Source organism: Fervidicola ferrireducens, assembly GCF_001562425.1.
GTDB classification, from domain to species: Bacteria; Bacillota; Thermosediminibacteria; order Thermosediminibacterales; family Thermosediminibacteraceae; genus Fervidicola; species Fervidicola ferrireducens.
Window position 1 is genome coordinate 37,518 of sequence record NZ_LOED01000016.1, and the last position, 16,599, is coordinate 54,116.

At 41.8% G+C, this 16,599-nt stretch carries 7 protein-coding genes, 2 pseudogenes and 3 CRISPR repeat arrays (1 of these 12 cut by a window edge); of the genes and pseudogenes, 1 reads left to right on the forward strand and 8 read right to left on the reverse strand.

Annotation, left to right across the window (positions count from 1 at the left end; translation table 11 throughout):
* A CRISPR array of direct repeats spans positions 1 to 2,240; the repeat unit is 30 nt; unit sequence GTTTCAATCCCTCATAGGTAGGCTAAAAAC; it begins 8,388 nt to the left of the window's first position.
* Between the two features lie 113 nt (positions 2,241 to 2,353).
* A CRISPR array of direct repeats spans positions 2,354 to 5,016; the repeat unit is 30 nt; unit sequence GTTTCAATCCCTCATAGGTAGGCTAAAAAC.
* 344 nt (positions 5,017 to 5,360) lie between these two features.
* The 4 genes from AN618_RS07115 to AN618_RS07130 all read right to left on the reverse strand — a co-directional run bounded on the left by AN618_RS07115 (position 5,361) and on the right by AN618_RS07130 (position 8,706).
* On the reverse strand, positions 5,361 to 5,723 hold the full coding sequence (locus AN618_RS07115; protein ID WP_066353501.1) for a nucleotidyltransferase domain-containing protein: 363 nt from the start codon (positions 5,721 to 5,723) through the stop codon (positions 5,361 to 5,363).
* Positions 5,677 to 6,069 carry a HEPN domain-containing protein gene (locus AN618_RS07120; RefSeq protein ID WP_083515108.1) on the reverse strand — a complete coding sequence of 131 codons (393 nt, stop codon included), beginning with the start codon at positions 6,067 to 6,069 and terminating at the stop codon, positions 5,677 to 5,679. Before AN618_RS07120 ends, AN618_RS07115 begins: the two co-directional genes overlap by 47 nt.
* Before the next feature lie 78 nt (positions 6,070 to 6,147).
* Positions 6,148 to 6,912 carry a M48 family metallopeptidase gene (locus AN618_RS07125; RefSeq protein ID WP_066353503.1) on the reverse strand — a complete coding sequence of 255 codons (765 nt, stop codon included), beginning with the start codon at positions 6,910 to 6,912 and terminating at the stop codon, positions 6,148 to 6,150.
* A gap of 126 nt (positions 6,913 to 7,038) precedes the next feature.
* A complete protein-coding gene (locus AN618_RS07130) occupies positions 7,039 to 8,706 on the reverse strand; it encodes a DUF262 domain-containing protein (RefSeq protein ID WP_066353504.1) in 1,668 nt (555 codons plus the stop codon).
* 35 nt (positions 8,707 to 8,741) lie between these two features.
* Here AN618_RS07130 and AN618_RS07135 point away from each other — a divergent pair.
* Positions 8,742 to 9,470 (forward strand): annotated as a pseudogene (locus AN618_RS07135) (IS110 family RNA-guided transposase); the annotation flags it as partial.
* Between the two features lie 175 nt (positions 9,471 to 9,645).
* Positions 9,646 to 13,654: direct repeats of the CRISPR family, unit length 30 nt; unit sequence GTTTCAATCCCTCATAGGTAGGCTAAAAAC.
* A 248-nt stretch (positions 13,655 to 13,902) separates the two neighbouring features.
* On the opposite strand, the gene cas1b reads toward AN618_RS07135, so the two are convergent.
* The 4 genes and pseudogenes from cas1b to AN618_RS13320 form a co-directional block, all read right to left on the reverse strand.
* Entirely contained in the window at positions 13,903 to 14,895 is a 993-nt protein-coding gene (cas1b, locus tag AN618_RS07140; RefSeq protein WP_066353506.1) for a type I-B CRISPR-associated endonuclease Cas1b, read from the reverse strand.
* On the reverse strand, positions 14,892 to 15,383 hold the full coding sequence (cas4, locus tag AN618_RS07145) for a CRISPR-associated protein Cas4 (RefSeq protein ID WP_066353515.1): 492 nt from the start codon (positions 15,381 to 15,383) through the stop codon (positions 14,892 to 14,894). Before cas4 ends, cas1b begins: the two co-directional genes overlap by 4 nt.
* Positions 15,383 to 15,724 carry a hypothetical protein gene (locus tag AN618_RS07150; RefSeq protein WP_066353508.1) on the reverse strand — a complete coding sequence of 114 codons (342 nt, stop codon included), beginning with the start codon at positions 15,722 to 15,724 and terminating at the stop codon, positions 15,383 to 15,385. The genes cas4 and AN618_RS07150 overlap by 1 nt, the downstream gene beginning before the upstream one ends.
* Positions 15,725 to 16,111: 387 nt before the next feature.
* Positions 16,112 to 16,599 (reverse strand): annotated as a pseudogene (locus tag AN618_RS13320) (transposase); the annotation flags it as partial.

Here is a 16,599-nt window from a genome sequence, read left to right on the forward strand (position 1 = left end):
CTCTTATAGTTCCAGCCCTTCTTGAGTAGTTTCAATCCCTCATAGGTAGGCTAAAAACCCGCCAAGAAAAAGCGGAAACTGTCCAAGCCCAGGAAGTTGTTTCAATCCCTCATAGGTAGGCTAAAAACTACGGCCTAGCGATAAACTGGCAGCCGCCGCAGGAACTTGGTTTCAATCCCTCATAGGTAGGCTAAAAACGAATTAGCCCTTAGATTTGCGGGCGTAGTTGAAACAATGTTTCAATCCCTCATAGGTAGGCTAAAAACCGTGACCTGCGCGCCCGCCTTGTGGGCGCTGGTTTAGAGCTGTTTCAATCCCTCATAGGTAGGCTAAAAACCAATACGGTTGTTCGGTATAGGAGCTCTGGAAATGCTGGTTTCAATCCCTCATAGGTAGGCTAAAAACTTTTGATTGTCACCTTTCTTCTCTCCCTTCAAAAGTATGTTTCAATCCCTCATAGGTAGGCTAAAAACGCACGGCCATGATGTTGAACTTAATGGTCTCAAGGTAGTGTTTCAATCCCTCATAGGTAGGCTAAAAACAACACAACCAACAGAAAATACCCCGGATACTAACGAGTTTCAATCCCTCATAGGTAGGCTAAAAACGCGAGCTTCAAGGTCCAAAAAACCACGTATTACGCGAAGTTGTTTCAATCCCTCATAGGTAGGCTAAAAACAAGGACTCCTTTTCTGGAGTTCTTTCATCGCAGTTTCGGTTTCAATCCCTCATAGGTAGGCTAAAAACCAGTTTTTCGTATTCCTGGGCGACTGTGAATGTCCGCAGTTTCAATCCCTCATAGGTAGGCTAAAAACTTCTTCTACTGCGAGAATATTGCCCTCAATTCGGTGTTTCAATCCCTCATAGGTAGGCTAAAAACAAAAAATGAGCAGAAGAAAAAAAGAGAACCCCTTGACTAGTTTCAATCCCTCATAGGTAGGCTAAAAACGAGGATATAATGCGAGGGTCCATCGTCAAGAAGGGGAAGTTTCAATCCCTCATAGGTAGGCTAAAAACTTCAGGCGTCCGAATTCACAAATTTCCCGAAGGAGCTCCCATGGTTTCAATCCCTCATAGGTAGGCTAAAAACACTACGCTTTGCCTTCGCACTATAACTATATCGCCAGTTTCAATCCCTCATAGGTAGGCTAAAAACCCATACTCGGGCAATGGGAGCAGATTAAGGATGGTAGTTTCAATCCCTCATAGGTAGGCTAAAAACCGCTGGATGCAACTTACCCGCTGATTGTAATAAATACCGTGTTTCAATCCCTCATAGGTAGGCTAAAAACTACTGCGACAGGTCGGTTAAGCTCCGCATGATGGTGTGTTTCAATCCCTCATAGGTAGGCTAAAAACAATCAAACCGACATCCCGGCACAAGACGTGCCAAAAGGTTTCAATCCCTCATAGGTAGGCTAAAAACTGCCAGCTTGCTTGTGCCGCAGGACATTCAGACGAGGATGTTTCAATCCCTCATAGGTAGGCTAAAAACCTTTTCTTGCCACGGGCAAGAACCCGCTTCGCCAGGGTTTCAATCCCTCATAGGTAGGCTAAAAACCAACCGTCATGCCGAGCGCCAACGCTAGTCTGAATAGTTTCAATCCCTCATAGGTAGGCTAAAAACTATTGCAAAGCAGAAATGCTGACTTAAAGAAAAGTATGTTTCAATCCCTCATAGGTAGGCTAAAAACTTCTTCCCGTCGTATGTCTTTGCACCGCTCTTTACTTGTTTCAATCCCTCATAGGTAGGCTAAAAACATTGGAAAGACCGTAAAGGTCCAGATGGGGCAACTTAGTTTCAATCCCTCATAGGTAGGCTAAAAACAACCCAGACCGGAACTTTTAAGCTCGTTGTGACTTACGGGTTTCAATCCCTCATAGGTAGGCTAAAAACAGCTTCAAGGTCCAAAAAACCACGTATTACGCGAAGTTGTTTCAATCCCTCATAGGTAGGCTAAAAACTGGCGCTCCTGGGCGTCCAGGCGACCGTAAACGCCGCGTTTCAATCCCTCATAGGTAGGCTAAAAACCCTCGTCTCTTGGGAAATAGGCCGGCTGTGGCGGAGGCGAGGTTTCAATCCCTCATAGGTAGGCTAAAAACCGGTTAGAACGCGGGCAAATTGATGGCCATAATAAGGAGTTTCAATCCCTCATAGGTAGGCTAAAAACACTTTCCGTCCAGGGCACTTTGCCGGGCAAAGAAACCGGTTTCAATCCCTCATAGGTAGGCTAAAAACATAAATGGCGCTTGAGTACATCGTCCCCCGCGTGGCCGTGGACGAATCGGATGTAGGCCCTCGCCCTACTCCATCGGTGAGCCTGGCGTCCATCGGTATCGTGGGGACTTTTTCGTTTCAATCCCTCATAGGTAGGCTAAAAACCGATTGCATCCTGGCTGATTCCGGCGCTCAAAAAATGTTTCAATCCCTCATAGGTAGGCTAAAAACTTTGAGCTTAGAAATTGGAAGGACATTAGGTACTACGTGTTTCAATCCCTCATAGGTAGGCTAAAAACTTTTTCTGCGCCCCAATTATGGCGGCGGCGCAAATTGTTTCAATCCCTCATAGGTAGGCTAAAAACGCCGGGAGCAAGTGGCAATGTAGCAGCAGGGGCAAGTTTCAATCCCTCATAGGTAGGCTAAAAACATCAAAAGAGGAGATGAAAGCAGAAGCGACCCGGACCTGTTTCAATCCCTCATAGGTAGGCTAAAAACGCTCCGGTTGGTGGCATCATGCGACACGCTAGACACGATGGTTTCAATCCCTCATAGGTAGGCTAAAAACCAGGCCCCTTCCCATGTATGTATATTTCGGCATCTTTGTTTCAATCCCTCATAGGTAGGCTAAAAACTTTCGGACTCGACACCAAGAGCGACAAGGTCAAGATACAGTTTCAATCCCTCATAGGTAGGCTAAAAACGAAGATATACCGCCCATCAGCCATTTATTTCACCTCCGTGTTTCAATCCCTCATAGGTAGGCTAAAAACCGAGCTGTGGATGCTGGCCAGCATAAAAAAAGAAAAAGTGTTTCAATCCCTCATAGGTAGGCTAAAAACTAGCAATAAAACGGTCTTTTTCTCCATCAATAACGTGTTTCAATCCCTCATAGGTAGGCTAAAAACGCTTTACCCTCACCCATGCCAGGGGCCGGATCAATAGTTTCAATCCCTCATAGGTAGGCTAAAAACTAGCATATCTGGAGGAGGGGTTCTTTCCTCCTTCTCAGTTTCAATCCCTCATAGGTAGGCTAAAAACCACGAAGGCCATGGAAAATTATATTGAGGAAGCCGTGTTTCAATCCCTCATAGGTAGGCTAAAAACGTGAAACCGAGGGACTCCCATGAAACCGGCCAAGGTGTGTTTCAATCCCTCATAGGTAGGCTAAAAACCCACCAAGGACGCAGCGGAAGCGGCTACACCATCAACAGTTTCAATCCCTCATAGGTAGGCTAAAAACGGTGTTAGCGGCTATACCGTAGACCTTTCGGTGACTAATAGTTTCAATCCCTCATAGGTAGGCTAAAAACTATGTCGGCAGGCAGGAATTTTCTTCTCTGCCTGCCGTAGTTTCAATCCCTCATAGGTAGGCTAAAAACCTGGACAACTACCCTGGCGTAGTGCTGGCGGAAGGCGGTTTCAATCCCTCATAGGTAGGCTAAAAACATTGTGATTCAGAAAAAATTTTTGGGGGAAACTATGTTTCAATCCCTCATAGGTAGGCTAAAAACCTGCGATACTTCCCGCTCTTCCAGCAGGTGGATGAGGAGTTTCAATCCCTCATAGGTAGGCTAAAAACTAAGCCGCGAGCACTGGCTGGCGTTTCCTGCGGACGGGTTTCAATCCCTCATAGGTAGGCTAAAAACGAAACTAGTTTAGAGTACGAGCGTCTAGGCCGCAAGGCCGGTTTCAATCCCTCATAGGTAGGCTAAAAACTTGGGGGAAACTATTGACAATGACACGTTTCCGTGTCATAATAGTTTCAATCCCTCATAGGTAGGCTAAAAACGGAGCCGTTGCGGAAGTGGTGCACAACGTGGAAGAAGTGTTTCAATCCCTCATAGGTAGGCTAAAAACCCGCTTTGAGTTTATAATCTGAAATCTGAAATTCTGGGTTTCAATCCCTCATAGGTAGGCTAAAAACAAGGTGTTGACAGAGACACTGGCGAAGCCCGAACCTGGTTTCAATCCCTCATAGGTAGGCTAAAAACTGGTATCGAAGTTCTCGAAAGTCTTTGCAAGCTCGGTTGTTTCAATCCCTCATAGGTAGGCTAAAAACCCTTCATAACCTTGACGTCTACCGTGTCCTTCGCGAGTTTCAATCCCTCATAGGTAGGCTAAAAACTTTCACGCACATCCTGCTCAAGGGTGTAGGGGTCTTGTTTCAATCCCTCATAGGTAGGCTAAAAACGTAGCCGCCCATGACGGCGTAGCGAGCCCTGAAGGCGGTTTCAATCCCTCATAGGTAGGCTAAAAACACGCAGGTACCCGAGAGGTAACCTTTAAAACCGATGAGTTTCAATCCCTCATAGGTAGGCTAAAAACATTGCGAGAGAAGCTCCAAAGCGAAATGCGACAAGCCATGTTTCAATCCCTCATAGGTAGGCTAAAAACGGTTACCGAGATAGTCTGGAACCCGGAAGGCACAACGGGTTTCAATCCCTCATAGGTAGGCTAAAAACCAAGCGGCCCTATCATCGACACGGCAACGATTATGGGTTTCAATCCCTCATAGGTAGGCTAAAAACGTGGGTTGTGCCTCCCGGCCTGCCCTACCGGGGCATGTTTCAATCCCTCATAGGTAGGCTAAAAACAGGTGGTGATGTAGTTGAGCATTTATGGCAAAGATTGTTTCAATCCCTCATAGGTAGGCTAAAAACCGTGGCAGGTTTTTGCCGGACGAGGTACGCAAGTCCGGGTTTCAATCCCTCATAGGTAGGCTAAAAACAACTCGGCACTATCACCAGCATCGGGCTGAAACTGGAGTTTCAATCCCTCATAGGTAGGCTAAAAACCCGTAAAATGGTTAAAAAATAAAAGATTTAAAGAGAAAACAGATTGAGTTAATTTTCAATAAATAATTCGACAAAAATACATAAAATCCTTCTCACCCCGCATAAATTCTATCACTATTAGCATTTTTGCTCTGTCGTCGATCCCTGGGGGTTTTTGCATTATTGGAGGTCGACGACATTTCTGTGTCACCAAAAACAAGAAAAATATAAGTATTTGGACGGCCTTGTTGCTCTAAAAATAGAGCCGAAGCAGTTTTCCCTTCCGCATTTTATCATTTTCCCCTTTTCCAGCCACATTACCTTGCACAATCCCTCAAAACGGTGGTGCACCTGGTCGTCGTGGTTCAGTAAGGATAAATCCATTCAACTTCTTTTTCAATTGCTCTGCAGAACCCTGAATTAGATGTTTTCATATTTTCATACTCTTCTTCCGTATAAACCAACAGATCCACAGGTACAGATATCCCCTCTGTATCCCACTCCGCAGAACGCTTGTCAAAAGGAATTTCAGATTTTTTTACTATGACTATTATATCGAGGTCGCTTCCAACTCCCCAATCTCCCCGAGCATAGGAGCCGAAATACCCTACCTTAACTATATCATCCCTATTTTTGACAATCTCTTTTGTCCACTCCAAAAGCGATAAAACTGCCGCTTCTTTATCCGGCCATTTGAGAACGGACGAATTCAATGATCTCACTGGCATATTTTATGGCCTCCCCGCTCTGCAATGGACCGTAATGCTCAAAAGGCGCTCCATCAGGGTGACTGTCGGGATATCTTGCAGGTATATAGAAATTATCCAGAACCTTTGCCTTTTCTATAAGCTCCTCCCCTGCAGCAATTTCCTTAGGTAAATCTTTTAAGAGCCTTGCTATGACATGACCCCATGCTTCCTGACCCATATAAAGGTGCAGGGCTTTCACAGCTTTTTCTCCAGCCTGATGAGCGGCAAAACAAGCCCATTCGTGATCTCCGTTTTTTCTGGACACTTCCGCATGGTTTAGGTCTTTCATCGCCTGCCTCAACCAATCAAAAGCCCTATTCGGCACAAAGTCCACTCCTCTTATAACATTTCGATAACATGATATCAATTTCAAAAGATTTTGTAAAGATACCAAAGAGGTTGCTCAAATGCTCATAGAAATAGAATAGGTAGAATTATTACTTGTTTGAGCATTTATTATATTTCTTACACGTTTGATTATGTTGGGGTGTGTGGAAATAATCTCGGCAAACCATACCCAAAAACCACCTTCTTCCTGGGCCTGATGTAGCAATGCCTCTACATTTACTTGTTTATATAGTTTTTTCCCTGCTGTCAGAACAAGCAGTCCGGCGATAGCTCCATTAGGTACATAATAATTTCCGATCATATCACATGTGTACTCACATGCTCTTAAATACGCTGTCCCCAAAAATGGCACAAGCATTGCAGGGTATATAAACCATCTATTGGACAGATGTTTACGCTTTATATGGGCTAATTCATGACATATTACAAATGCTAATGCGTCTTCCCCTTCTTCATACGCCAGTTCGAGTATGTCCGAATATATTACTACAAAATTTCTTCCCAAAAATTTTACTGCAAAAGCATTTAATGCACCTCCTGATTGTAACACGTATATGTCAGGCATCTTATTAAGCCCCATTTCTTTCGATAATCGTTGAGCAATATCATGTATTTTGGGAAACTGATGTTTAGATACCTTAATGCTGTTTCCTTTTAAATTTCCAATGAAAATGCCGTTTAATATCAATCCGACAATCGCACCTATAATCAAGTATATTATTCCAACAATAGAAACTATAAGGAGTAAATAAAAAATTATACTTACGACCAGACAAACAATAAAATAAACCCTTTCTTTCGGATGAACCAGTTGATTCATATTAACTCCCCTTTTTTCAAAATTTTTAACTTACCCTTCACCCTGACTTAACAGCCATACCCCATACGCCTTCTTTAAATTCTTCCCTAAAACATCGAAACTAAATTATTTGAATAAGTAACAGTATTAATCTGCTATTTTCCAAATCTTACAAGCCTCCTCTGCCAGTCTTTCCGCTCTCTTTTCTATTTCTTCAAAAGTCCAGTCAGCGTAGTTGCAAAGCTCTTTAGTTATTTGGAACTCGCTTTTTTTATAATCCTCTTTCTTTTCAACAAACAGTCTATTAGACATACTAATATTCCACTCACCTTTTATAATAGTCAGATTCCCTATTTTGTTAAGATTCTCTTTATGGAGAGCTTTAACTTCATCTTCATTTTTTGAGGTTTTTTCTTTCAAATAATCCAACCATTTATTGCTTAATTTCTGAGGCATCACATGCTCCGTCTGAATTTGTTTTATATTAATAGTTGTCTCTCCAGTTGGTTTTGATAGTTTCCACAAAATATATTTTGTTCTTGTCTCATCTGGTTTGAAGGGTCTCGATTTAAAGTTTTCCTTAAAAGGATTGTCGTCTACATTGTTTTTTGATATTACTTTCTGTAATATGTCTTTTATAGTCACTTTGAAATCCTGAGGTTTGATATTATTTAAACTCATACAAATGTCGTTGTAGATTTGATCCAACGTTGATGTAGACTGCCCACAGACCCCCCATCTTATATGAAAGCTTTCTATCATATCCATAATATCTAATATATCTCTCTCTGAAATCTCATCATTTGTTAAACAAGGCATAATTTTCAGAAGTAATGTGAAACTTGGTGCAACTTCTACTAAATGTAATTCTCTAAGTTTTTTATTGATTTTCTCACTTGAAAAACTACATTCTAAAATTTTCTTGTAGATTGTTGCATTTTCATTTAAAGCTCTTGTAAAATTTCGTATTTTCTCAGTATCTTCTCCCTCTAATTTTTCTCTTACCTCTTCGTAAAGCCTTGATTCTGAAATTTTTCCCTTGTAATTTGCCAAGAAATATCTTCTTATAAATTTCACAGGTTCTCTGTCTCTAACCTTATCATACATTTCATTCCATTGATTTATAACATCATTTAATGCCTCTTCATCTTTTGAAACTTTCATCAACAAAAAGTTTTTTATTAAATCTGCAGCAGACAATTCTAATCCTCTATCATTAAGAGTTTCAAATAGTCTAAAAGCGTTAAAATGATTGAAAGCATTAATATGCACTATTGAGATATTGTTCAATATAATCTGCCACATACTCTCTTCGTCTGTTTTATTCTTGAAATATTTGTAACACTCATATATCAAATGGTTACCTTCTTTTGATTTTCCTTCCAAGACCCTTTGAAAAGCATCATTATCTAACTCGCCTAATTGCAGCTTTGGTACTTTTTTCTGCCTACCACTTTCCCATTCTTTAGCAAAAAGAAAAGTTTCTGTCAAATAGGTAGCAAGTTCAGTATTTCCTTTTTCTTGAGCAACATCTCTTATAGCTGAAAGCCAAATTAATACAGTTGCTAATCTTTGTTGTCCATCTACTACTTGAAAATAGTTTATACCAAATCTATGTTCACCTTCTGGAACTACTACAATAGAACCAAGAAAATGCATATCATCAGACTTTAAACCTTTTAAATCTTCAAATAAATCTTCCCATTGATCTTTTCCCCACGCGTAAGGTCTTTGATAAATAGGAACTTTATACGCCTCTTGTGCATTAGAAAGCATCTCTTGTAATTTAACTTCTTTAGCCTCTATAAATTTCACATTCGTTCCTCCTTCTATCTACTTTTCATCATTATGGCATGTCTAGCCGCTCTATACTTGAAGCAATAATAAATGGCGAAGATGACCTCGAAAACCTGGCAGATCTTGCTCAAGGAAAGCTAAAGAATAAAAAGGAAGATCTAAAGCGTGCTTTAAAAGGGTTGATCAACGATCACTTGAGGATGATGCTGGAAATACAGTTGAGACATATAGACTATCTCGATGAAGAAATAAAAAGATTGGATGAGGAGATAAGAAAGCGGATGCTCCCTTTTGAAGAGGACCTGGCACTGCTGGATACAATTCCCGGAGTGGGAAGGAGGACTGGAGAACAGATAGTTGCAGAAATAGGAACTAATATGGACCAGTTCCCCTCTGCCGCTCATTTGTGCTCTTGGGCGGGGCTGTGCCCGGGTCAGAATGAAAGCGCCGGCAAGCAAAAGTCTGCCACGACTCGAAAGGGAAACAAAAAATTGCGAAGCGCCCTCATAGAAGCTGCCCGGGCCGCCTCCAGAGCAAAAGATACTTATCTTTCTAGTCAATACCACCGCATCGCTGCCCGAAGAGGTTCAAATCGAGCAGCAGTTGCGGTAGCACATAGCATCCTGACTATAGTTTATCATATTCTCAAGCGAAAGCAACCTTATATTGAACTGGGCCCTAATTATTACGAAGAGAAAAGGCGCAACATGGTCATACGGCAGTCTTTGAAAAAGCTTGAATCTTTAGGTTTGAAGGTCACGGTCGAAACGGTAGCATCTTAATTTTTAGGTTTTTGTCATTACGTCGATATAGATTTATTATAGATTTATTTTTATCCCATATTTTTGCAGTTGGGTATGGGCTTAGTTTTTTATTGCCTTTTTTCGGAACTTTATTTTCAGGATAGGTAGGCTAAAAACGCTGGACGTTGGACGAAATACGGCAGTTGCGACCAAGGTTTCAATCCCTTATAGGTAGGCTAAAAACCACGATAGCCCCTTCTTCCCATTTAAAAAAAGTAAAGTTTCAATCCCTTATAGGTAGGCTAAAAACGATAACTACGTCACCCGAGGCGAAAAAGAGGCCCGCCTGTTTCAATCCCTTATAGGTAGGCTAAAAACGTGTATGGATTCTTAGAAAAATGTATACCGAACACTTAATTTTAATCCCTTATAGGTAGGCTAAAAACGGGCAGGGAAAAGGAGGAAAAGATGAAAAAGTTTCGAAATTTCAATCCCTTGTAGGTAGGCTAAAAACCCTCCACAAGTTATACCAATTACAGCCCAAAGGAGGGGTTTCAATCCCTTATAGGTAGGCTAAAAACCCGAAGACGTTATTCACGACTATAACTACAAGCCGGGTTTCAATCCCTTATAGGTAGGCTAAAAACGTTTTTAAAGGCTATTCATGAGGCTCAGATAGCAATTTTGTTTCAATCCCTTATAGGTAGGCTAAAAACCGTAATCCCCAGTAAGGAGGAGAAGTTACAACACAAATTTCAATCCCTTATAGGTAGGCTAAAAACAAGTTCTCTTCATAGAACCGGTATGGATTGCAGTTTGGTTTCAATCCCTTATAGGTAGGCTAAAAACGATGCCAATGTAACAAAATTAATCTTGTCTTCTCTGCGTTTCAATCCCTTATAGGTAGGTTAAAAACATCGCCTTTGCCGCCGTCGGGTCACTGGCAAAAGGTGTTTCAATCCCTTATAGGTAGGCTAAAAACCAGCGGCTTGCTCTATACGGCACTGCTGAGATTACAGGTTTCAATCCCTTATAGGTAGGCTAAAAACTTTGGAGGTTGATAGAATGAAAATGAAAATCGTCAACTGTTTCAATCCCTTATAGGTAGGCTAAAAACGCTACTTATGAACAATCCTCCCCTGCCCGGACCGAGTTTCAATCCCTTATAGGTAGGCTAAAAACAGGAGTGAAAATAACAATCTTAGGAGGTTGATAGTAGTTTCAATCCCTTATAGGTAGGCTAAAAACTGGGTGGAGTAACGTGGTTTTTGAGAGCCTCACAGTGTTTCAATCCCTTATAGGTAGGCTAAAAACGGCTCAGGACGCTGCTACTTCGCTCAAATCGGCATGTTTCAATCCATTATAGGTAGGCTAAAAACAGGGAAATCCTGGAGCCACTTTCTGGACGCCACGGGGAAGTTTCAATCCCTTATAGGTAGGCTAAAAACCCACGGGCGGTATGGGAATATATAGAATTCGAATTGTTGTTTCAATCCCTTATAGGTAGGCTAAAAACCTTAAAAACGGGAATTCGCTCATATAGGTTTGATACTGTTTCAATCCCTTATAGGTAGGCTAAAAACCCTACCCTGGCTCTGGTTTGTATATCGCTCATGTGTTTCAATCCCTTATAGGTAGGCTAAAAACTCATACAGCTCATGAAAGAGCACAAACTTGAGCCACACGATGGTTTCAATCCCTTATAGGTAGGCTAAAAACCAATATCTGACCTCGGCATCAACAAGCCGGCGGCCAAAGAGAGTTTCAATCCCTTATAGGTAGGCTAAAAACTACCGCAACGGGGACATTTTCGCTCTGCGGCCTACGTTTCAATCCCTTATAGGTAGGCTAAAAACACAGAGCATGGTGTTTAGAACGACTAATATCGTCAAGTTTCAATCCCTTATAGGTAGGCTAAAAACATTCTTTTATGCTCAAAATCCTTTTGTTTTTCTAAAAAACGTTTCAATCCCTTATAGGTAGGCTAAAAACTTGTCACTTGCTTTATCAGTGCTCAATTGTCTGTTGTCGTAGTTTCAATCCCTTATAGGTAGGCTAAAAACTTCAAATTCCGAACGTATATTAGCTATTTCGGAATCAGTTTCAATCCCTTATAGGTAGGCTAAAAACAAGACAATGAAGGAAATAAAATTGCTTGGAAAAAAATAGTTTCAATCCCTTATAGGTAGGCTAAAAACTGAGGAAGGTTTTGGAGAAGTCGAATTTGAATGATAAGTTTCAATCCCTTATAGGTAGGCTAAAAACGCGGCCACATGGACGTGGTCGCACGCTACTTGCACGTTTCAATCCCTTATAGGTAGGCTAAAAACGGTTTCTGAGATCACGTGCCTTATGTTGCTGCTTTGCAGTTTCAATCCCTTATAGGTAGGCTAAAAACTCAAATCATTATTGGTTGCCAATGGAGCCTCATCCAAAGGTTTCAATCCCTTATAGGTAGGCTAAAAACGTAGCTTTGGTAAGTGTTTTAGCTCACCGCCGGCTTCTTAGTTTCAATCCCTTATAGGTAGGCTAAAAACGGTAGACACCGTAATGCCTTTGGAAACGAGACAAGCAAGTGTTTCAATCCCTTATAGGTAGGCTAAAAACGAAATTCAACGGTGGGATACCGCCACTCGGCTACGATGGTTTCAATCCCTCATAGGTAGGCTAAAAACCAAACACGTATATAGTCAAAAAAGGCGATACGCTTGTTTCAATCCCTCATAGGTAGGCTAAAAACTGCAAAACGTGAAAAGAATAAAAATTCAATGTTGGCAGTTTCAATCCCTCATAGGTAGGCTAAAAACGAGCTTCTTCCCCCGATATACGGCATCATTTCGAAGTTTCAATCCCTCATAGGTAGGCTAAAAACGGTTAAGGTGCTTGAGGGCACTTATGATAACAAGGAGTTTCAATCCCTCATAGGTAGGCTAAAAACGGAGAAAGGGAAGCGGATTTCATACCGGTAGTAGTAGTTTCAATCCCTCATAGGTAGGCTAAAAACCGGGCGGTACACCAGACCCCACGCCTTTCATGTTCGAGTTTCAATCCCTCATAGGTAGGCTAAAAACTCTTTTCCTTCTTCCGTTTCCTCGTTGGACGACAAAGTGTTTCAATCCCTCATAGGTAGGCTAAAAACTTTTACATGACCAGGGAAAAACCTACTGCGTGGCTGTGTTTCAATCCCTCATAGGTAGGCTAAAAACACCCTATTGACAAGGTAACGATGTCGTGATATTATAGTTTCAATCCCTCATAGGTAGGCTAAAAACTGTGTGCTTCGTAATGGCCAAGAATATCTTTTTCAGTAAGATGTTTCAATCCCTCATAGGTAGGCTAAAAACTTCAAAAATTCATGACGGAAAATGACTGTTATAAGCAGGTTTCAATCCCTCATAGGTAGGCTAAAAACGAAACGAGTGTTTACTATTACATGCAAACCCCAAGAAAGTTTCAATCCCTCATAGGTAGGCTAAAAACCAATGCCAAAACCGGCCAATATCACTGCAAAGTCTGGTTTCAATCCCTCATAGGTAGGCTAAAAACCTGTAAATGGGACAGCAACGAATACATTTCCCTCCGGGGTTTCAATCCCTCATAGGTAGGCTAAAAACACGACAGCTCGAAATATATACCGGACCTTATCAAGCGCACTTGTTTCAATCCCTCATAGGTAGGCTAAAAACGAGCCTACGATACGCAAACGAAAGGCTTTCGAGCCGAGGTTTCAATCCCTCATAGGTAGGCTAAAAACTCAGCGCGTGTTTGTGGTTCACTGCTGGGGGCCGGTTTCAATCCCTCATAGGTAGGCTAAAAACCTATAGATACCGGCATCTACACGGCAAAGAAAACCGCTGGTTTCAATCCCTCATAGGTAGGCTAAAAACGACTTTTGTTGTGAAGTAGCATGAAGGAGGTGCAAGGTTTCAATCCCTCATAGGTAGGCTAAAAACGGTGCCGTAGTCCGTCTGCGGACCAAAATTGTAGTCAAGTTTCAATCCCTCATAGGTAGGCTAAAAACGCGATGCGTTTGCCAATGACAGCCCACTCCTCGGGAGTAGTTTCAATCCCTCATAGGTAGGCTAAAAACTGTGCAGGTAACAGTATTTCCCTTACCGGAGGTGGTAGTTTCAATCCCTCATAGGTAGGCTAAAAACCAATAACTTCAGCTCTACTGCCCTGGCGCAATATGAGTTTCAATCCCTCATAGGTAGGCTAAAAACCCGTAAAATGGTTAAAAAATAAAAGATTTAAAGAGAAAATAGATTGAGTTAATTTTCAATAAATAATTCGACAAAAATACATAAAATCCTCCTCACCACGCATAAATTCTATCACTATTAGCATTTTTGCTCTGTCGTCGATCCCTGGGGGTTTTTGCATTATTGGAGGTCGACGACATCTTAAATGATCATCTCATCTCCTCCTTTTTTTATCCCTAAAATTTCTCTTTCGGAGTTTGTAAAATTACCTACCATTTAGCAACAAATGCTTTATACTCTTCTTCACCAATTAAATGCTTTTCCAGTTTGTACAGCTCCAACCTTATAAGTCGACGGTAAGAGACATTTTTACCCAGCGTTCTGTGATTAAATGTTGTTGACAATTTATTCTCCAGCTCTTCCACAAAGATTTTCATCCCGCTTTCTTTTAGTACAATCCCCTGCATGCTTTTTTCGAAATGTTCCTTTGTTATCATATTCTTCCCTATTAAGGTAAATATTACCCTGTCAACGATTATGGGCTTAAATACTTCCGAAACATCCAGATTTAACGTAAACCTTCTGAAATTAGTCGCATGCAGAAATCCTATGCGCGGATCCAGATGAGTTTTATATATTTCACTTAGTACTACTGTGTACAGAAGAGAATTCCCGAAACTTATCAACGTATTGAGATAATTCTCCGGCGGTCTCCTGCTCCTGCGGTCAAAGCTAAATTCCTGTTTCCCTAAGATTACATCAAAAGCTCTGTAATAGCTGTCCCTGATATTGCCTTCTACAGCCATGAGTTCTTCAATATTCAAACACTTTTCTATTTTATCATCCAGTTTTTTTATAGCATCATCTACTTCCGAAAGCTGCTTTCCACGGTTTATGTAATACCTTATTACCTGCTGGATGTTTCTCGATGCCCCGATGACAAATTCTCTTGCTATCTTCAGCCTCTTCTCCGGATCGAGGTAGTGCTGAGCCTGTTTCAATATCATATAACCGGAATTCAGATGTTCTCTAGGATAGAAGGTGCCCACATAATAATCATATCGATTGAAAAAATGCAGGATAATTCCCGACTGCGTCAGAAATTCTAGAAAGCGCTTGTTAACATTGACTTCGCCGAAGACATATATCTCACTCGTATTTTCTACTGGAATGAATTTTTGTCCTTCTTCATTTTCAAAGTAAATAGTATTATCTTTTCTCTTCAGTTCTCCACTTGAAAAAATATAAATCGGCTTTTTCATGACATGCAAAACTCCCTGTACCCGCAGTTTTTACAATATCCTATTTTTTTAAAGGGTGGAGGATTTTCTTTTAAAACAATCTTCTCTATATCCCTAAAAATTTTTTCGAGTTCTTCTTCTAACTCCGAAGTAAGTTCAACCGCTAGCTTTTTCCTCTCATCTGGAAAAAGAAGCAAACCTTTTACTTTTATCCCTTTTTCTTTCAACTTATACAGATAAAAGGCCAACTGAAGCCTGGCACTTTCCTCGGCTCTAGAACTTTTCTTGACTTCTCCGACCACTATATCTTCGCCATCGGACCTTACAAGATCAATAACTACGTTTTCAAAGTTGATTTTCTTCCTGTCTCTCTCGTAACTCTCTTCATCTATTAAACGGCCTATCTCTATGTAAGGATTTTCTTGATCGGGTATTATCTGATGGGCCATAAGCCAGGTCTGCCTTTTGCAAATGGTGAAGCTTTGAATTAAAGTGCCGTTTATCAGCATCACCACAAGGCTACCACCCCTTTGCATATAAACCCGGTATTTTCGTCATAGTATTCTCTGAGCACATTGTTGCCAACATACCGGAATCCGGCTACCTCTGGCGGAAGGTTATCTGTTTTTAGGGGAATTGAGACGATATACTTGTAAAAATCAGCCTTTATTTTGTCGAATTCTCGCCTTCTTTCTAGCAAATTTTTTATTTCTTTTATACCGAGGTAATTCTTCCATATCTCCTTAGCCTCTTCATTTAATTCGACAAAGACATCCAATCTGGGATAGTCTTCTTCAATCAATTTAAAATCCGCTATACCCGTGGTTTCATCCGTGCTGTCATACTTCATTTTATATACTGCCTCCAAAAGCTCCCGTGATTTATCACTGGAGGTCAATTTTCCCTATACAAAGCTAAACAATCTATAACTTTGTTAGGTACTCATTGTGCAGACCCCAACGAGCATTATACTGTTGGAGCCGACGGCTACCTCCATCACCGTCTGGCCAGCCCAGCACCCCTATTAAACAGGGGGAACCCATATTCCCCCGGCTTTAGGCCTCTGGCTGCCAGGCTGCTTCCCGGCGTTTTCCGTCCCTCGGACTTTTGCCCTAAGGCACATACCGGGAGGGGGAGTTACCCCGCCTGCCTATCGCCCCTTAACCCCCACCACAGGGTGTTGCCGGACTCCCGGGAAGTTCGGCAGGGAAGAGCGGCAGGCTTAAAAGCTAAAACGTCAGCTCGTCCCGCTTAACATGAAGAACAGCCACTCTGTGGGCCCCCAGCCCCGAAAAATCTTGTCCTCTCTTATGGCTCGCTTTCGAGCAGCCTTATAGAGACCGAAAAGTTTGCCCCAGAGCCCGAAGGGCTTCCATCCTTCCTCAGGCGAAAGCCTCTTCAAGAGTTCCCGGGGCATCCTCTCCGCAAATCCAAGAGCCCTGCGGGCTATCACAAGGGCTGCAGCCTGGTGAGCAGACAGTCCATAGACTTCCGAATACTTGAAATACCCGATAAGTGAAGTGAACCTGGCAGATACGGTAAAGACTGCGATACCCCTTTTCCTCAAAGCCACGACAATCCGGTTGAAAAGGAGCTTCTTGCAAAAGTTGTGAGTTATCCGATTGAAGAGGCGGTTGGTATCGTGGTCCTGGGCAAAGGACAGCTCTTCCAGGGCTACCTGCTTTATACCCAGCGATTTCAGCCATTCGGCTATGTCTTTAGCCA